This window comes from Ensifer sp. Root954 (assembly GCF_001429005.1).
In the GTDB taxonomy this organism is placed as follows: Bacteria; Pseudomonadota; Alphaproteobacteria; order Rhizobiales; family Rhizobiaceae; genus Ensifer; species Ensifer adhaerens.
Genome location: NZ_LMJM01000025.1, coordinates 269,104 through 284,470, shown reverse-complemented (window position 1 = coordinate 284,470; position 15,367 = coordinate 269,104). Strand labels below are relative to the sequence as shown.

The following is a 15,367-nucleotide window of genomic DNA, read 5'->3' as shown; positions in this document are numbered from 1 at the left end:
GCCGCCTCACCGCAGCGGATCGTTCTCGATCACGATCGGTTGCCCATGCGGCGTTGCCTCCGCCGCGCGCTGCCAGCTCAGCGTCAGGTCTTCCAGTTCTCGACCGGAGGCGAGCGAAAGCTCCGTGACGAGGCGCGAGAGTGCGGCCACCCAGCAGTCGTAGTAGTCGCTGGCATCGGCCTTGCGGCCGGGTTTGTAAAGTTCGGCCGAAAGCGCTTCTGCCCATTCGGGCCAGGAGAACACACCCTTTTCGTGCAGGCGCACGGTCATGGCGAAGGCGTTCGCCTGCCAGGGCTCGGCAAAGACCGGATCGCCCTCCGGTGACTTCGGCAGTTCGGCCGAGGCAATCAGCGGCGATGTCACCTTACACGTGCTCAAGATAGCTCTCCCAGGCATCGATCGAGACGGTCAGCGTCGGGTCGGCGCCCTCGCCCCAGATCTCCGGCCCATCGAAAACGACCGTGTAGACCCATTGTGGATTTTCGCCGCGGCCATGGGCGTTGTCGTCAGGAAAGACGAAAGAGCCCTGCACCGCCTCGACCCGGCCGAGCTTGGCACGGGCATAGCGTGGCAGGCGCGTATGGGTCTCCGGATTGAAGTTTTTCGTGCGCACACGGTCGCCGGCGGCAAAGCGTGGGCGCCCCTCGACCGGACGATCGCAGGGGCCGCCTTTGGCGAGCACGCCCGCCACCATGTCGGCCTTCAGCACCCGTTTCGGCGCCGCACCCTGTTCCAGCCTGTGGCCGCCGTCGAGTTCGGCCTGGGTTACGAAGCCGTGGCGCTTCAACAGGGTTTCGAGCGCCCGCGTCCAGATCTCGTAATAGCTCGCCGAGAGATAGGTCGCCGGGGCCAAGTTTTCGCGCGCATGCCGGCTTTCGTCGATCGTCCAGGCGCCAAAGGCGCCGCAGGAAAGCGTGACGCCGAGCGCCCGCTTTTCCCACTCCGCATGGAAGTAGGGCTCGTCCTTTTCAGGCGCCACCGGGCCGAGGCCGTGGGCGCCGCCGAGATCGTGTGGACCGTTCATCGAAGCACCTCCGCAGAAAGTGCCAGGCCCGTGCCGATCATCGCATCGCGGCTGACGAGGGCAGCAAGCTCGTCCTCGCTGAACCCTTCCGTCCCTGCCGGGCGCTCGGGGATCACGAGATAACGCAGTTCCGCCGTCGAATCCCAAACGCGAATGCGCGTCGTCTCGGCAAGCGTCAGGCCGAATTCCTGGAGCACACCGCGCGGATCGATGACGGCGCGCGAACGATAGGGCGGCGCCTTGTACCAGACCGGCGGCAGACCGAGCACCGACCACGGGTAACAGGAACAGAGCGTGCAGACGACGAGGTTATGGGTGTCAGTGGTGTTGAATACGGCGCGCATATGCTCGCCCTGCCGGCCGGTGTAACTGAGGCTGGCGATCGCCTCGGTCGCATCCCGCTTCAGCCATTCGGCGAACTCGGGATCCACCCAGGCCTTTGCCACCACGCGCGCGCCGTTGCGCGGCCCGATCTTCGTCTCGTAGGTCTCGACGATGGCATCGATCGCCGCCGGATCGATCAGCCCCTTCTCCGTCAGCACCGTCTCCAGCGCCTTCACCCGCGCTTCCATGTCGGTGAAATGGTTGTCGTGGTGGTGGTCGTGATTGTGGTGATCGTGATGGTGTTCGGACATTGCCTGGCTCCTCGCAACGCCGTGCCATCACAGGCACAAAGATGGCGCTGCCTCCTCATAAAGTCGTAGCGCATAAACCCCGGATTCGAAATCGATTTCAACGCCCGCGGGTACCCGCAATTGTCACCATAACAAGTCTGGTCCGATGCGGTTCGGACCAGACCACCGAGCAAGCCGGCTGTCACTGCCGGCGATCATTTGCCACGCAGCTCCGAATGTATCATGTCCGCCATCTCTCTCGCACGCCGGAGCTGGGCTGTGCTCCGTTGCAGCATGGCGATTCGGGTCGGCCGATGCCAGCAGGCGCGAAAGGTTTAAGGGCGACATGAGGGCGGCTGACAAGGAATGATGACATCAATCGAACGTGCATTCCCGAACCGCGCAGTCCGCGTTGTTGCCCCTGGCTTCTCCCTCGGTTTCCTCTTCCTGCTGTCAGCAATCCTGCCGCTGCCGATTGCCGTCGGGCTGCTGGTGTTGCCGATCGACGTGATCAGGCGCGACTATTTCATCAACCGGAACCCCACTTTCATCAGCGGTGCTGAGATCTGCGCCATCGACTGTGCTCCCGAGGAGAGCGGCCCGCAGGAACGTCTGCAGTGCGCTATGGAAGTTCGCTTTGTCCATGACGGGCGGCCCCATCAGCAAATGCTGGCGGGTCGCTCCGTTGGCGAACCAGGGCCTTGCCGGCAGGGCAGCATCACCATCGCGGCCGACCGCCCGGAATATGTCAGCCTTGCCCATGACTATCGCAGCAGCCTTCGCACATCGGCGTTGCGGCTCATCCTCGGCGTGAGCCTCCTGTCGTTCTGTGTCGCGATGCTGATGAAGGCGGTACCCATCCTGCTTGCCCGCCGCGCCGCCGGCCGGAGGTACCTGCTGAAACCCGTCATCGTCGATGTCAGCGGCAAGCGTGTTCTGCGCTACATTCCAGGCAGCCCATTTGCGCCTCACGCGACCAAAACCGCTTACACCCGGATGGCGCCGAAACAGACGCCGCTTTACATCAGATCTCAGGGCGACCGCAGCGCTTTGCCGCCGGAGGCTTTTGCCGGGCATCCCTACCCCGCCCTTGCCGTGATCGCTGAGGGGGTCCCTCTACCGATCCTGCTTGATCGAGAACTCACGCGGCTTGAACTCAGTGAGCCGGAACGCAACCGCATTCGCGTCGGCATCGATGAAGCCATCGGATTGCCCTCTGGCGAAACGGCAACACCCGCCTACATTCGGCAGCGACTCATCCAGCCGTTTCTGGGACATAAGCTCTTCAACAGGCCATGGTGGCTTCAGAAATGGGCATTGAGGTTTGCCGTAACGATCCCGCCGTTTCTCTTGTCGACCATCTGGTTCATCGTTCTTCAGATCCTTTGAAGGGCTCCTCGCAGCAACCAGACTTGGCTGCGCCCACAGCGCGCGCTTCACGCGCGGTGACCGAAGAAGCGCAGGCCCGCATGGCATACGCCAGCAAAGGCAATCGATCTTTGCCCGCCCTCTTAACCGGCTGCCCTGTAAGATAACGGCATGAAGGTTCTGATTCTCGGCGCTACCGGCTTCATCGGCTCGGCCCTCCTCGATCGACTGGCAAGCGACGGACACGCAGTGACCGGGCTTGGCCGCAATGTAGCCCGCTCCCGGTTGAAGCGGCCGGAGGCCCGATGGCTTGCGGCCGATCTTGCGCGCATGCGCGACGCCAGCGACTGGAAGCCGCTCATCGATCGCCATGACGTCATCGTCAATTGCGCCGGCGCGCTGCAGGATGGCCTTGCCGATGATGTTGCCGCGACGCAGGAGACAGCGATGCTGGCGCTCTATGCGGCAGCCAAGGCGTCTCCCATCCGCATCGTCCAGATTTCCGCACCGCGTGGCGGTGCCGGCAGCGACAGCGCCTTCCTCGCCACCAAGTTCCGCGCCGACGAGGCACTGGCGGCAAGCGGCGTGGCGCATGTCATCCTGCGGCCGGCGCTGGTGCTCGGTCGCAACGCCCATGGCGGCTCGGCGCTTCTGCGCGCACTCGCAGCCCTGCCCTTCGTCACGCCGCTCGTCCATGCGGATGCCCGCGTCGAGACCGTGGCCCTGAGCGACGTGGCCGAGGCCGTCAGCGCCGCCGTCGCCGGCCTGATGCCCGAAGGCTGCGACGTCGTGCTCGGCCACAAGGAACCGCCGACGCTCGCCGAACTCGTGGCGCTGCACCGGCAATGGCTCGGCCTTTCGGCCGCAAGGACCGTCACGCTGCCGCCGGCACTTGCCGCGCCTGTCGGCCTCCTTGCAGACCTCGCCGGGCGGCTCGGCTGGCGCTCGCCGCTGCGCTCGACCGCTCTGTCGGTCATGGCCGGCGGTGTTTCGGCCAAGGTTGGCGCCCGCGCTGCGGTCCCGTTCCTTTCCGCGCGCCAAAGCCTTTCGGCTGCGCCATCCGGCGTACAGGACCTCTGGTTTGCCCGCCTCTATCTGTTGAAGCCGCTGATGATCGTCGGGCTGTCGCTTTTCTGGCTGCTCTCGGGCGTGATCCCGCTGTTCGATCTCGACGCGGCCCAGCAGCATTTCCTGCGGTTTATTGGCCATGGCCCGGCAACGGCGCTGACGCTCGCCACCTGCTTTGCCGACATTGCGCTCGGCGTCGCCGTGCTGGTGCGCCCGTGGGCAAGGCGCGCGCTCTTCGGCATGCTCGCACTGTCGGTCGCCTATCTCGCCTCCGCTACCCTCGTCGAACCCCAACTTTGGGCCGATCCGCTCGGGCCGCTCGTCAAGGTGCTGCCGTCGCTGCTTCTCACGCTGGCGACGCTGACCATACTGGATGAACGCTGATGATGCTCGAAGATCTGCTGCGCCTTGCCCATGTGATCGGTGCCGCGGTGCTCTTCGGCACCGGCGCTGGTATCGCCTTCTTCATGCTGATGGCCAGGCGCACGCGCGATGCCCGGCTGATCGCGCACGTCGCCGCAACGGTGGTCGTCGCCGACACGGTCTTCACCGCGACAGCGGTGCTGCTCCAGCCGATCACCGGTTACCTGCTCGCGACGAGCATCGGCTGGTCGCTGACGGAAGGATGGATCGCGCTGTCGCTGATCCTCTATGTCATCACCGGCGTCTTCTGGCTGCCGGTCGTTTGGATCCAGTTGCGGCTGCGCGATCTCGCCCGGCTTGCAACGGCCAACGGTGCGCCGCTACCGCCGGAGTTCGACCGGCTCTATGCGATCTGGTTTGCCTGCGGCTTTCCGGCCTTCTTCGCCGTCACCGGCATCTTCTGGCTGATGCTGATGAAACCACAATTCGCACTATTTTAGCATCGGCCAGAGGCTGATGACGAGAAGCACCGCCATGGTGATGTTGAACCATTTCAGCCGCGAGGGTTCCGAGAGCCATTGGCGCAGCGCCGAACCGAAGCCCGCCCAGGTGGAAACGCTCGGCACGTTGACGAGCGCAAAGACGACGCCGACGACGAGCACGCTGAAGAGGTAGCTTTCGCTGCTGGTATAGGTCGCCATCGCTGACACCGCCATGACCCACGCCTTGGGATTGACCCATTGGAAGGCGGCAGCCCCGATGAAGGTCATCGGCTGTGCGCTGGCCTTGCCTTCGGACAGCGAACGCGAGGTGCCGATCTTCCAGGCGATCCACATGAGATAGGCACCGCCTGCGAACTTCAGCGCCGTGTAGACGACCGGCACGGAATGGAGCAGCGCACCGAGGCCGAAACCGACGGCGATGAGCAGCAGGAAGAAGCCGGCGCCGATGCCCAGCATATGCGGGATGGTGCGCACGAAACCGAAATTCACGCCCGACGCGAACAGCATCATGTTGTTCGGCCCCGGCGTGATCGAAGTGGTGAATGCGAACAAAAACAGCGCCAGCAGCGTATCGGCCTGCATGGTTTCCTCCCGGTCAATTGGGTCAGCATAATTGACCTATTAGCCGGCATCAGCTGCGAACTTGTCATGGTGACAAGTTTCCCCTCGCCGATAAATTGCCAAAAAACCGTTATAATACAGAAATTTGGCTACAACGTTCGTACGACTTTGGACCTAGGGCAGCGCTAGGGTATCCGCCTGGGCCCTGCGTCCCTCAGACCCCGTTATGTCGTGCCGGGCCCCGGTGGGATGGGCCTCGCGGAATCTTACTTGAGGCCATCAGGGTCCCTACACGCCTCTCGGGCTCCGGCTCAACGGTAGATGGTCGGAGCAAGGAAGCGACCAGTCGGTTGATTGAGCGGCCTGCCGAGAGGCCTCGGTGATGGGGTGGCAATGCGATGACAACGCGCCCAAGCCCGTCGTTGTCCAGCCTCAGCCGTGTGTGTACTCTCGCTGTCATACACGTGGGTAGGAGGCCACAATGAGGAGGACGATTATTGCCGCTCTCGCCACTTTCGTGTTCACGGCCCCAGCCATGGCGCGATCAGAGGAGAGGCAGTCTATGACAACGCCATCCTTCACCGGATGTCAGAAGGTGCAGCAGGAGGTCATGCGCCTCGTCACAGGTGGAAGGGACTGGAAACTGGTGCCGTGGGACGGTGGCGCCGTCGCTCTATTTCTCCAAATCGACGGCACAATCGCCATCACATGCAGCAGCGACGGCACAGCCGAAATCTACGCGACGGGCGTCGCTACCAATGCGTTTCCGGGATTTGTTCGCGCCTTTGAACTCCTAAAGTAACAGTGTCCTTGGTCTTGGTGCGCACCGTTTTCAGCATCCGTACATTCATGTGACCGGTCGCCGCCTCGCCTGTGCAAGAACGGTGGTCGGCCTCAGCCCCACTTCATCTCGCCCTTGGCGACCTTGGCGCCGAGCTCGAGCGTCGAGACGCCGGGCAGATCCGGATAGCGCTTTGTCATCGCCGCGATCAGCTCGCCGCTGTCCTTGGCGGCGGCCGCCGCCTCGTTGAAGGCTGCGAGATAATCGCGGGTGAAGCGGATGGCCTCGACGCCCTCCGGCCCGCCCGCGCTCTTGTGCGCCGGCACGACGATCGCGGGCTTGCGCGTCGCCATGGCATCGAGCGCCTCGATCCATTTCTGCCGCCCTTCCGCCGTCGCCTCGTCGGCCACCCAGACATGCGAGCCGGAATAGACGAGCACGCCACCGAAAATCGCCTGCAGTTCCGGCACTAAGAGATAGCGCCGGTCCTTCATCCCCTCGATCGTGACGATCTCGATCGTGCTGCCTTCGAGCGTCAACGCGGGGCGGTCGTCGGGCGTCGGCATCACCACATCGGCGAGCGTCTGCGGGCCATTGTCCTTCAACTGCGCCCCCCAGGTTTCAAGCTTTCCTTCAACATTGGCCTTGATCGCCTCGACGGTTGCCGAAGCGGCGATGACCTTCGCATCCGGAAAGGCTTCGACGATCGGCTTGAGGCTGAAATAAAAATCCGGATCGTTGCAGCTGACATAGATGGTCGTCAGCCGCTTGCCCGTTGCCTTGATTGCCTCGGCCACCGCCCGGCCGTCGGAAAACGTGAAGCCGCCATCGATCAGGATCGCCTCGCTCTTTCCGGTCAGCAACACCGGTGTACGGTTGAAGCCGGCATCATCCGCCTGGAAATAGCGCCATTCGAGCGCTGCGGCCCCATTGGCAAGGCGGCCACCGACCGGCTGAATGAGGATGGCGGCGCCGGCCGCCGCTGCCGTCTTGAGTGCGGTCCGCCGGGTCAACTGGATCTGCATGGGGTCTCCTTGGGCTTTTGTCGTGCCCGGCAGGATGACGGCACGGGCGCTCTTGAAAAAGCCCGGCAGTCCGAACAGACTGTCTGACAACCTCAGACAATCGCGAAGAATTTCGAATGACTGTAAATTTAAATCGCCTCTCGCATTTTGTTGCCGTGGTCGAGTGCGGCTCTTTCACCGCGGCTGCCGAACGGCTCGGGCTTGCCAAAGCCGCCGTCAGCCATCAGGTCGCCCAACTCGAAAAGGAGCTGGGCACCACCCTGCTCGTGCGCACCACACGGCGGCTTAGCCCGACCGCTACCGGCCAGCGCTTCTACGAGCGCTGCGCGCTGATCCTGCGCGATGCCGATGAGGCCGTCGGCGCGGTCTCGGCTGAAACCGAGATCCCGAGCGGCACACTGACGCTGACGGCACCGCTCGACTATGGCGCCAAGGTCGTAACCAACGCCGTCGCCGCCTATCTCGCGACCTATCCCGCCATGCGGGTGGAGCTGAGCTTCAACGACACGGTTCTCGACATGATCGAGAACCGCCTCGATCTCGCCATTCGCGCCGGCTGGCTGGTAGATTCCAGCGAACGGGCAAAACGCATCGGCACGTTTCAGCAGCACCTCGTCGCTGCGCCCGCCTATGCCGCAAAGCTCGGGGACATCACGCACCCCAATCAATTGATGGAGGCAGACTGGATCGCCAACGGCGCGCTGAAGGCGCCGCTGGAATGGACCTTCACGCATGCTTCCGGCAACGGGGCGGCAATCCACGGCAAGGCGCTGGTGACCGCCGACAGCACCGATTCCGCCCACTGCTGCGCTGTCGCCGGCATCGGCCTTGCCGTGCTGCCGGACTATCAGGTGCGAACCGACATCGCCGAGGGCCGGCTGGTACGGTTGCTTTCCGACTGGTCGCTGCCCTCGGGCGGTATCCATGTCGTCTATCCGCCCTCCCATTTCCGCCCGGCGCGCGTGCGCGCCTTCGTCGAGATCCTGCAGCGCATGGAAAAGGAGCGCGGGCGGCTTGCCGGATGAAGGCTCGAAAGACCGGCGGGATGCGCTAGATTGCCCGCTACCCGCCGATTTCCTGAAAGCGTTTCCGCTTTTACGGATAGCAACAGGGCGCACGTCAAAGTGCTACAGCGTGAGAGGCGCATCTTGAAAGCTGCGGCCGCTGTGGGCAATTTCGGCCGCGAGGAGAAAAGCATGCACGATCCGATCCCGACGACGACACTTCCCGACGGCCGCTCGATCCCGGTTCTCGGCCAAGGCACCTGGCGCATGGGCGACAGCGCAGCACGCAAGGCCGATGAGGTGAAGAGCCTGCAACTCGGCCTCGATCTCGGCCTGACGCTGATCGACACGGCCGAAATGTATGGCAACGGCGCCTCGGAGCGCGTGGTCGGCGAAGCGGTGCGCGGGCGCCGCGACGAGGCCTTCATCGTCAGCAAGGTGCTGCCGTCCAACGCCAGCCGCATTGGCACCGAGGCCGCCTGCGCGCGCAGCCTGAAGCATCTCGGCGTCGACCATATCGATCTCTACCTCCTGCACTGGCGCGGCGGCTACCCGCTGGCGGAAACGGTTGCCGCCTTGGAGGCGCTGAAGAAATCAGGCAAGATCGGCGGCTGGGGCGTCTCGAACTTCGATGTCGACGACATGGAGGAGCTGCTGGACGTGCCGGATGGCAAAAACGTCGCCGTCAACCAGGTGCTCTACAACCTGTCGCGCCGCGGCATCGAATACGACCTCTTGCCCTGGTGCCAGAGCAAAGGCATCGCCATCATGGCCTATTCTCCGCTCGACGAAGGTCGGCTCTTGCGCCACCCCGATCTCATTCACATCGCCAAGGCGCATCAGGCGACGCCCTCCCAGATCGCCCTTGCCTTCCTCAAGACCCGCCCCGGCGTCATCTCGATCCCCAAGACCGGTTCGGCCGACCGCCTCCGCGAAAACCGCGACGCAATGGACATCCACCTGACCGCCGAAGACCTCGCCGCCCTCGACCACGCCTTCCCGCCGCCGAAGCGCAAGCGGTCGCTGGAGATGATTTGAGAGAAGCGTCGCGATAACGTTGACCGCGCCCTCAGCCGCTCAGCCCGACTGCGCGCCGGACGCGCAGTCGGTGCAACATCGATGACGGTTCAATCAAACGCCCTCGCTGCTGTTCGGCGACATCCGCTATCCGTCAGACAAGGAACATCCCGCCGTCGACGTGGAGTTCGATGCCGTTGACGAAGCGACCGGCATCCGAAGCGAGGAAGAGTGCCGCACTGGCAAGCTCCCCGGACGTGCCCAGCCGTCCGGCCGGGATCGTCTCGGCCATGTGCTCGAGAAAGGGTCCGCGTTCAGCCTCGGAAATTCCGAGCTTTCCAAGGATCTCCGTGTCCGTCGGCCCCGGGCTGAGAACATTCACGCGAATGCGGCGCGACTTGAACTCGATCGCCCAGTTGCGCGCGAACGCCGCTGCGGCAGCTTTGGAACCGGCATAGACGCTATGGTTCGGGAGAACCTTGGTCGCCGCCAGCGAACTGGTGATGATGATGCTCCCGCCCTCGTTCATGATGGGAGCGATGGCTTGAACGCCGAAGAAGACGCCCTTTGTGTTGATGGAAAAATGCCGGTCATAGGCTTCTTCGGAGATTGCGTCGGTCGGTTTGAGGTCGATCACGCCCGCGTTGGCAAGGTAGATATCGACCGCGCCAAATCGTTCCGCAACTGTGCCCGCGACCACCCGATGATGGGCGAGATCAGCCACGTCACCCTGGATGCCGATCGCGCCGAAGCCGATTTCCTGAACGGCTTGATCTAGAAGGTCCTGGCGTCGAGCCGTGATGATGACCTGGGCGCCTTCTTCGGCAAAGAGCTTGGCGGTCGCCTTTCCGATGCCGCTGTTGCCGCCAGTAATGACGGCGACCTTTCCTTGAAGTGTTTTCATTTTCGTCTCCATGTTAGGTGTCATGGAGATAGAGATGCCTTGGACGGCGCATTAGCGGGTTCATGAGCACATGACATGTGCCTGCGAGGTGTAGATGCCCAATCTGCTGAACGAGACGCCTGGCTTGATCGCGTTCGTCAGGACCGTGGAGAGCGGTTCGTTCAGCGCTGCGGCCAAGATCCTGAGGACATCGCCGTCTGCCGTCTCGAGGAGCGTCGGAAGGTTGGAGACCTTGGTCAGGGCCCGCCTGTTCCTGAGGTCAACGCGAGCATTGGTTCTAACCTTCGAAGGGCAATCCTTGTTCGACAAGGTTGCTCCTCTCCTGCGCCAGCTTGATACGTCGGACGAGGTCGCCAGCCGTGAGGACACGCTCGCCGGCAGAATTCGGTTCAGCATGCCAAGCGATCTTGCCCGCTACTTCTTGACCCCGATATTTCGAGATTTCGCATCGGCCTTCCCCGCCATCAAGCTGGAGGTGGGGCTCGCAGACCGGCAAGTTGATTTGATCCGGGAGGATTACGACGTGGCCTTCCGCGTGGGCGGCAGTGGCCAAGGCGAACTGCGCGTACGAAAGCTAGCGAATGTCAACATGGTGATCGTCGCGTCTCCGGCTTACCTCGAAAAACACGGCAAGCCGCGTTCAGTAGACGAGGCCTCGGCTCTTCCCTTCGCCCGGTACATCGTGCGTGGTCATCCGAGCCCGATGGTCTTTGCGGGCGGCAAGCAGTTTTCACCGCAGGGCCGCGTGGATTGCGATACCGGGCAGGCACTGCGGGCAGCGGCACTCCACGGTCTGGGGGCGGCACTGCTCATGAAGTGTGTGGTTCAGGACGAGTTGAACGACGGCCGGCTGATCGATATCTCCACTGAACTGGACCTGCCGCCGCAGCCTCTCAACGTGGTGCACGCCTTCGGCTCGATGATACCGCTTCGCGTTCGGCGATTTTGCGATTTCGTTGCCGACCAAACCAAGAGCATACCAGGTCTGTGACGGCATCAGGCAGACGATGCCCGGAACGCCGGAAAGAATCTGGGGGGGCGACACTAGCGCCGAAGCGTGCTCACGACCGGACAGATTTTTCGCTGAGCATCGGGGCCCGCGACCACTTTGGCGACGCGCTTGAGACCGGCGCGCCGGTTCGTGTTGGTCGGCAGCTTGATCTCTGAGGCCAGCCCGAGGTGCGAAAGCAGGCGGATGAACCACCAGCCGAGATCGACCTGCCCGGCCTCGATGCCAAGCAGGGCGGATTCCGGAAAGGCATGGTGATTGCCGTGGTAGGCCTCGCCGAAGGTTACCAGACCGAAACGCGGCAGATTGTAGCCCTGCACGGCAACGTGATCCACACGCCACCCCTGCTCGCCGCCACGATGGGCGAAATGACCGACGAGCCAGTGACCGGTGAGAGAAACGGCAACGCGCACCGCCACGCCCCAGACGACCCACGAGACGCCTCCAAAGGCGAAAAGCAAAAGCGCCAATGGCACCTGCTGCAGCATCCAGGTCGCCTCAAGGAAGCGATAGAAGGGGTCGCGCGCAACCCGATTCTCGATGGTGAACCGTGGCGGATGATCAAGCGCGACGGCGCAATGCATCTGCCAGAACGCGTCCTGAAGGAATGGGCGCCGGTGCGCGAAGAGATCGTGGCAAGCCTGTTGGCGTTGCGCCCAGTCGCGAATGTCGTGGGCGTGGATCATGCCGAAAGGTCCGGCCATGCCGACGAGCGTGCCGAAGTAGACGAGCGTCCGTTCAAACCAAAGCGGCGTTTCGAAGGAGCGATGGATCAGCAGGCGATGCATGCCGACCGAATGACCAAGACAGATCGTCAGAGCCGTCAGAACGGCGAACACGACAAGAACGTCCACTGAGACAGTCATCGGCCCGCCGATAACGGCCACCAGCGTCATTCCGGCAATCCAGAGCGACTTGCCCGGAATCCAGACGACCTTGCCGCTCACCGGGTCACTATCAGGCTCCGATATCATTCGGCCCGTCGACACAAGATCCATGGCACCCTCCGCGATCATATTTCGAGCAACACTGAAGGACCCGGTTGAAAACAACCGGCACAGAAGGTATTTAGGAAATAAACTAATTACATATTTAGCTGCGAAAAAATATTTAGGCAATATCCTAATTGCCTAACAGAACGATGATCGGTGCCAGCCCGGCAAAGGAGACGCTGTGAACGACGATACGCTCAACCATGACGCAGGCGGACCGGCGCAACGCATCTTCAACGCGCTTTCTTCGCTGCATCGGCGCAAGATACTGGCCTACCTGTCAGCCTCGAGCCTGACAGCGGGCGAAATTGCCGAGCGCTTCAACATGAGCAAGCCCTCGGTGTCGCAACATCTGACGGTACTGGAAAACGCCGGCCTTATCGCCAAGGAAAAGCGCGGCCAGTTCGTCCACTACACGATCGTGACCAACAATCTGATCAACACGTTGAACGGCTTTGCCCAGGAGGTTTGCCCCGTCAGCCGCCCTCTCAAGCGGGAGAGCGAAGCGAAGGCGAAGGACGGTTGAGGGCGACGCCCCTCAGCGGCTCGCCGGCAACCTTCCCCGTCTGCGCTGAGAAGGAAATCTGCGGCTTATGTAGCAATGCCACCAGCCTTGCCCCGCGGTCCGGCGAACGATTTGCACCCGTTCGTGAACCGCGCCAAATTCCTGTATGTTTATCGGAGCGTTTCACGTCATATGCGGTCTGGCAAAGAGGCGAAATGTCTATGCAAGTGCTGCTGATAGTGCATGCCGAGGTTCCGAATGAAGTGGACCGAACTCCCTTCGACCAATGGTATGATCGCCATATGCCGGAGGCATTGCGCGCGTTTGGTGCAGTCCGGGCGTGGCGCACCTGGAGCCGAACCGATCCCTCCAAGCACACCGCCTTCTACGAGTTCTCCAATTTAGAGACCGCGAACGCTGCCATTCAATCACCGGGCAATGAATTTGATGCCAAATGGAGCGGGCGGGCGACCCGCACGCGCGACGTGGTTGAGGTTGTTCAGCGACTACCCGATTAAGCTGACCACGCCGGCGCACGTCATCGCAGGGATGCCGGTGCAGCCGACTTCGATCACGCGGACGAGCCTTCGATCTCCACCACCACCTTGCCCTTGGCGCGACCGGATTCCAGATAGGCGAAGGCTTCGGCGACATCGTTCAGTGCAAACACGCGGTCGATCACCGGCCTGACCGTCCCGGCGTCGATGAGGCCTGCGAGTTCGGCAAGCTCGGCACCATCAGGATGCATGAAGAGGTAGCGGTAGGAGACGCCTTGTTTCCGGGCGACGGCGCGTATCTTATAGGACGCAAGCCAGAACAGCGCCCTGAGGAACAGACCGCGGCCGAGATCCTTTCGCGCGGTTTCGGGCTCGGGCATGCCGGCGATGGAAACCACCTTGCCGCCGCGCTTGACGACGCCGAAGGATTTTAGGAGCGTCTCGCCGCCCAGCAGATCGAAGGCGCCGTCCATGTCGCGCAAGCGCTCCTCGAAGCGCTCCTTCGTGTAGTCGATCACCACGTCGGCGCCGAGCGCTTCGACCAGCGCGCGGCCGCGGGGCGATGCGGTCGTCGTGACCTCCGCGCCCAGCCATTTCGCCAGCTGAATGGCGAAAGTACCCACACCGCCGGCGCCACCGGGGATGAAGATCCGGCTGCCCCGCCCCACATGAAGCTCGTCGCGCAGCGCCTGCAAGGCGGTAAGGCCGGCAAGCGGCACGCCGGCTGCCGTGTTGAAGTCGATCGATGCAGGCATCTTCGCCAGGAGTTGTTCGGGCACGACGGCATACTCAGCAAGGCCCCCCATGGTGTCTTTGGGCATGCGCGCAAAGACCCGGTCGCCCGGCGCAAACGACGCGACGCCTTCTCCCAGTTCCTCGATGACGCCTGAGAGTTCGTTGCCCATGACGACAGGCAAGGGATAGCGCTGGACGACTTTCAGCATGCCGTCGCGCGTCTTGTAGTCGACCGGATTGAGGCCGGCGGCATGCACTCGGACAAGCACCTCGCCGCGCGCTGCGCGTGGGCGCCGCACGTCGCGCAACTCCGCGGCATCGGAACCACGATATCTCGTAAGGACCAAGGCCTTCATCTTGGTAGAATTCATCGGGCACCTGCGATCGTGAGAAATCTTCTGAGGGAATACTCGGCGAGAAATGCCGTGCGAAGTCAACCACGCGCGTGACGTCTGGCGGCCGCAAGCGCGTGCACCGATCATCCGGCCGGCCGGGAGGTTTCGGCTGCAACTGCGGCGGCCCCTCATCCTGCCTGCCGGCCACCTTCTCCCCGCAAGCAGGGAGAAGGAAACGTGCAGCGGGCGCCCGGTTCCCTTGAACCGCGAGCGCTTAGCATCTTCAGCAGAAGCGTGCCTTTGATGGACGGTCATCATGAAGGAGGAAAGAAGCGGCTCGCTCGGTGCGAGCGCCCCCTCTCCCCGCCTGCGGGGAGAGGGCTGGGGTGAGGGGCAGCCTCCGCACAAAGTGCGAGGGGCAATCCCGCTCGGAAAATCTCGCGCGCAAGAATGCACGCGAGCCCCCTCACCTCGGCAAAATCACATGCCCTGCGGGCCGCGGTTCATCGCTGCGATGCCGGTGCGGCAGACCTCGATGAGGCCGAGCGGCTTCATGATGGCGATGAACTGCTCGATCTTCGACGGCTTACCGGTGATTTCGAAGACGAAGTGATCGATGTTGGCGTCGATGACCGAGGCGCGGAAGGCGTCGGCAAGGCGCAGAGCCTCGACGCGGTGGTCGCCCGAGCCGTGTACCTTGACGAGCGCCAGTTCGCGCTCGATCGGCCGGTCGTGGCCCAGGCTGGCGGCGCGCACGGTCAGGTCAACGACGCGGTGGACCGGAACCAGCCGTTCCAGCTGGTTCTTGATCTGGTCGAGCACGTGCGGCGTGCCGCGCGTCACGATGGTGATGCGCGACAGGTGCGCCTCGTGTTCCGTTTCCGAAACCGTGAGGCTCTCGATGTTGTAGCCGCGGCCGGAGAACAGGCCGATGACGCGGGCAAGGACGCCCGGTTCGTTGTCGACGAGAACCGAAAGCGTGTGGGTTTCGGCGACTTCGGTCTCCTTGGCGATGAAGTAGGCGGAGCCGGTCGGTTGAAGGTGTGCGTTCATGTGAGTGGT

Annotated in this window: 18 protein-coding genes; 9 read left to right on the top strand and 9 right to left on the bottom strand. The window is 63.1% G+C overall.

Annotated elements, in window-relative coordinates:
* Positions 1–6: 6 nt before the first annotated feature.
* Genes ASE71_RS20590 through nthA form a run of 3 tightly spaced genes read right to left on the bottom strand, consistent with a single transcriptional unit; the run spans position 7 to position 1,659 of the window.
* On the bottom strand, positions 7–396 hold the full coding sequence (locus tag ASE71_RS20590) for a nitrile hydratase accessory protein (RefSeq protein WP_090294265.1): 390 nt from the start codon (positions 394–396) through the stop codon (positions 7–9).
* Positions 365–1,024: a nitrile hydratase subunit beta gene (gene nthB / locus ASE71_RS20585; protein ID WP_034792719.1), complete on the bottom strand. Its 660-nt coding sequence runs from the start codon at positions 1,022–1,024 to the stop codon at positions 365–367. The genes ASE71_RS20590 and nthB overlap by 32 nt, the downstream gene beginning before the upstream one ends.
* Positions 1,021–1,659: a nitrile hydratase subunit alpha gene (nthA, locus tag ASE71_RS20580; protein ID WP_060515988.1), complete on the bottom strand. Its 639-nt coding sequence runs from the start codon at positions 1,657–1,659 to the stop codon at positions 1,021–1,023. The genes nthB and nthA overlap by 4 nt, the downstream gene beginning before the upstream one ends.
* A 348-nt stretch (positions 1,660–2,007) precedes the next feature.
* On the opposite strand from nthA, the gene ASE71_RS20575 reads away from it, so the two are divergent.
* From ASE71_RS20575 to ASE71_RS20565, 3 genes are all read left to right on the top strand, one after another.
* Entirely contained in the window at positions 2,008–3,027 is a 1,020-nt protein-coding gene (locus ASE71_RS20575) for a hypothetical protein (protein WP_156400685.1), read from the top strand.
* 150 nt (positions 3,028–3,177) lie between these two features.
* Entirely contained in the window at positions 3,178–4,458 is a 1,281-nt protein-coding gene (locus ASE71_RS20570) for an SDR family oxidoreductase (RefSeq protein ID WP_060515986.1), read from the top strand.
* Between the two features lie 2 nt (positions 4,459–4,460).
* Positions 4,461–4,937 (top strand): DUF2269 family protein, encoded by a 477-nt coding sequence (locus ASE71_RS20565; protein ID WP_060516176.1) that lies wholly within the window; start codon positions 4,461–4,463, stop codon positions 4,935–4,937.
* Here ASE71_RS20565 and ASE71_RS20560 read toward each other — a convergent pair.
* Positions 4,929–5,522 carry a LysE family translocator gene (locus tag ASE71_RS20560; RefSeq protein WP_060515985.1) on the bottom strand — a complete coding sequence of 198 codons (594 nt, stop codon included), beginning with the start codon at positions 5,520–5,522 and terminating at the stop codon, positions 4,929–4,931. The genes ASE71_RS20565 and ASE71_RS20560 overlap by 9 nt on opposite strands.
* A 541-nt stretch (positions 5,523–6,063) precedes the next feature.
* Between ASE71_RS20560 and ASE71_RS20555 the strand changes: the two genes are divergently transcribed.
* Positions 6,064–6,303, top strand: coding sequence for a hypothetical protein (locus ASE71_RS20555; protein WP_156400684.1), 240 nt, complete (start codon positions 6,064–6,066; stop codon positions 6,301–6,303).
* A 92-nt stretch (positions 6,304–6,395) separates the two neighbouring features.
* Here ASE71_RS20555 and ASE71_RS20550 read toward each other — a convergent pair whose 3' ends face one another.
* The gene (locus ASE71_RS20550; protein ID WP_060515983.1) at positions 6,396–7,307 is read right to left on the bottom strand and encodes an MBL fold metallo-hydrolase; all 912 of its coding nucleotides are present in this window, start codon (positions 7,305–7,307) and stop codon (positions 6,396–6,398) included.
* A 116-nt stretch (positions 7,308–7,423) separates the two neighbouring features.
* On the opposite strand from ASE71_RS20550, the gene ASE71_RS20545 reads away from it, so the two are divergent.
* Both ASE71_RS20545 and ASE71_RS20540 read left to right on the top strand, forming a co-directional pair.
* Positions 7,424–8,332 (top strand): LysR family transcriptional regulator, encoded by a 909-nt coding sequence (locus ASE71_RS20545; RefSeq protein WP_060515982.1) that lies wholly within the window; start codon positions 7,424–7,426, stop codon positions 8,330–8,332.
* Positions 8,333–8,503: 171 nt separating this feature from the next.
* Positions 8,504–9,349 carry an aldo/keto reductase gene (locus ASE71_RS20540; RefSeq protein WP_060516175.1) on the top strand — a complete coding sequence of 282 codons (846 nt, stop codon included), beginning with the start codon at positions 8,504–8,506 and terminating at the stop codon, positions 9,347–9,349.
* 133 nt (positions 9,350–9,482) lie between these two features.
* Here ASE71_RS20540 and ASE71_RS20535 read toward each other — a convergent pair whose 3' ends face one another.
* Positions 9,483–10,232, bottom strand: a complete 750-nt coding sequence (locus tag ASE71_RS20535; RefSeq protein ID WP_060516174.1) for a glucose 1-dehydrogenase — start codon at positions 10,230–10,232, stop codon at positions 9,483–9,485.
* Positions 10,233–10,326: 94 nt separating this feature from the next.
* Here ASE71_RS20535 and ASE71_RS20530 point away from each other — a divergent pair, with 94 nt between their 5' ends.
* A complete protein-coding gene (locus ASE71_RS20530; RefSeq protein ID WP_060515981.1) occupies positions 10,327–11,223 on the top strand; it encodes a LysR family transcriptional regulator in 897 nt (298 codons plus the stop codon).
* 53 nt (positions 11,224–11,276) lie between these two features.
* Here the strand turns inward: ASE71_RS20530 and ASE71_RS20525 are convergent, their stop codons facing one another.
* Positions 11,277–12,239 carry an acyl-CoA desaturase gene (locus tag ASE71_RS20525; RefSeq protein ID WP_244496816.1) on the bottom strand — a complete coding sequence of 321 codons (963 nt, stop codon included), beginning with the start codon at positions 12,237–12,239 and terminating at the stop codon, positions 11,277–11,279.
* A gap of 175 nt (positions 12,240–12,414) precedes the next feature.
* Between ASE71_RS20525 and ASE71_RS20520 the strand changes: the two genes are divergently transcribed.
* The gene (locus ASE71_RS20520) at positions 12,415–12,759 is read left to right on the top strand and encodes a metalloregulator ArsR/SmtB family transcription factor (RefSeq protein ID WP_060515980.1); all 345 of its coding nucleotides are present in this window, start codon (positions 12,415–12,417) and stop codon (positions 12,757–12,759) included.
* Between the two features lie 200 nt (positions 12,760–12,959).
* Complete coding sequence (locus ASE71_RS20515; protein ID WP_226020596.1) at positions 12,960–13,256, top strand: hypothetical protein; 297 nt, start codon at positions 12,960–12,962, stop codon at positions 13,254–13,256.
* Positions 13,257–13,309: 53 nt separating this feature from the next.
* On the opposite strand, the gene ASE71_RS20510 is transcribed toward ASE71_RS20515, so the two are convergent.
* Both ASE71_RS20510 and ilvN read right to left on the bottom strand, forming a co-directional pair.
* Positions 13,310–14,341, bottom strand: a complete 1,032-nt coding sequence (locus ASE71_RS20510) for an NADP-dependent oxidoreductase (RefSeq protein ID WP_244496815.1) — start codon at positions 14,339–14,341, stop codon at positions 13,310–13,312.
* A gap of 444 nt (positions 14,342–14,785) precedes the next feature.
* Entirely contained in the window at positions 14,786–15,358 is a 573-nt protein-coding gene (ilvN, locus tag ASE71_RS20505; protein WP_034792687.1) for an acetolactate synthase small subunit, read from the bottom strand.
* Between the last annotated feature and the right edge of the window lie 9 nt (positions 15,359–15,367).

Bases quoted from the DNA above. Each gene is read 5' to 3' on its own strand.
- ASE71_RS20590 (WP_090294265.1), bottom strand. From the start codon at position 396: ATGCCTGGGAGAGCTATCTTGAGCACGTGTAAGGTGACATCGCCGCTG.
- nthB (WP_034792719.1), bottom strand. From the start codon at position 1,024: ATGAACGGTCCACACGATCTCGGCGGCGCCCACGGCCTCGGCCCGGTG.
- nthA (WP_060515988.1), bottom strand. From the start codon at position 1,659: ATGTCCGAACACCATCACGATCACCACAATCACGACCACCACCACGAC.
- ASE71_RS20575 (WP_156400685.1), top strand. From the start codon at position 2,008: ATGACATCAATCGAACGTGCATTCCCGAACCGCGCAGTCCGCGTTGTT.
- ASE71_RS20570 (WP_060515986.1), top strand. From the start codon at position 3,178: ATGAAGGTTCTGATTCTCGGCGCTACCGGCTTCATCGGCTCGGCCCTC.
- ASE71_RS20565 (WP_060516176.1), top strand. From the start codon at position 4,461: ATGCTCGAAGATCTGCTGCGCCTTGCCCATGTGATCGGTGCCGCGGTG.
- ASE71_RS20560 (WP_060515985.1), bottom strand. From the start codon at position 5,522: ATGCAGGCCGATACGCTGCTGGCGCTGTTTTTGTTCGCATTCACCACT.
- ASE71_RS20555 (WP_156400684.1), top strand. From the start codon at position 6,064: ATGACAACGCCATCCTTCACCGGATGTCAGAAGGTGCAGCAGGAGGTC.
- ASE71_RS20550 (WP_060515983.1), bottom strand. From the start codon at position 7,307: ATGCAGATCCAGTTGACCCGGCGGACCGCACTCAAGACGGCAGCGGCG.
- ASE71_RS20545 (WP_060515982.1), top strand. From the start codon at position 7,424: ATGACTGTAAATTTAAATCGCCTCTCGCATTTTGTTGCCGTGGTCGAG.
- ASE71_RS20540 (WP_060516175.1), top strand. From the start codon at position 8,504: ATGCACGATCCGATCCCGACGACGACACTTCCCGACGGCCGCTCGATC.
- ASE71_RS20535 (WP_060516174.1), bottom strand. From the start codon at position 10,232: ATGAAAACACTTCAAGGAAAGGTCGCCGTCATTACTGGCGGCAACAGC.
- ASE71_RS20530 (WP_060515981.1), top strand. From the start codon at position 10,327: ATGCCCAATCTGCTGAACGAGACGCCTGGCTTGATCGCGTTCGTCAGG.
- ASE71_RS20525 (WP_244496816.1), bottom strand. From the start codon at position 12,239: ATGGATCTTGTGTCGACGGGCCGAATGATATCGGAGCCTGATAGTGAC.
- ASE71_RS20515 (WP_226020596.1), top strand. From the start codon at position 12,960: ATGCAAGTGCTGCTGATAGTGCATGCCGAGGTTCCGAATGAAGTGGAC.
- ASE71_RS20510 (WP_244496815.1), bottom strand. From the start codon at position 14,341: ATGAATTCTACCAAGATGAAGGCCTTGGTCCTTACGAGATATCGTGGT.
- ilvN (WP_034792687.1), bottom strand. From the start codon at position 15,358: ATGAACGCACACCTTCAACCGACCGGCTCCGCCTACTTCATCGCCAAG.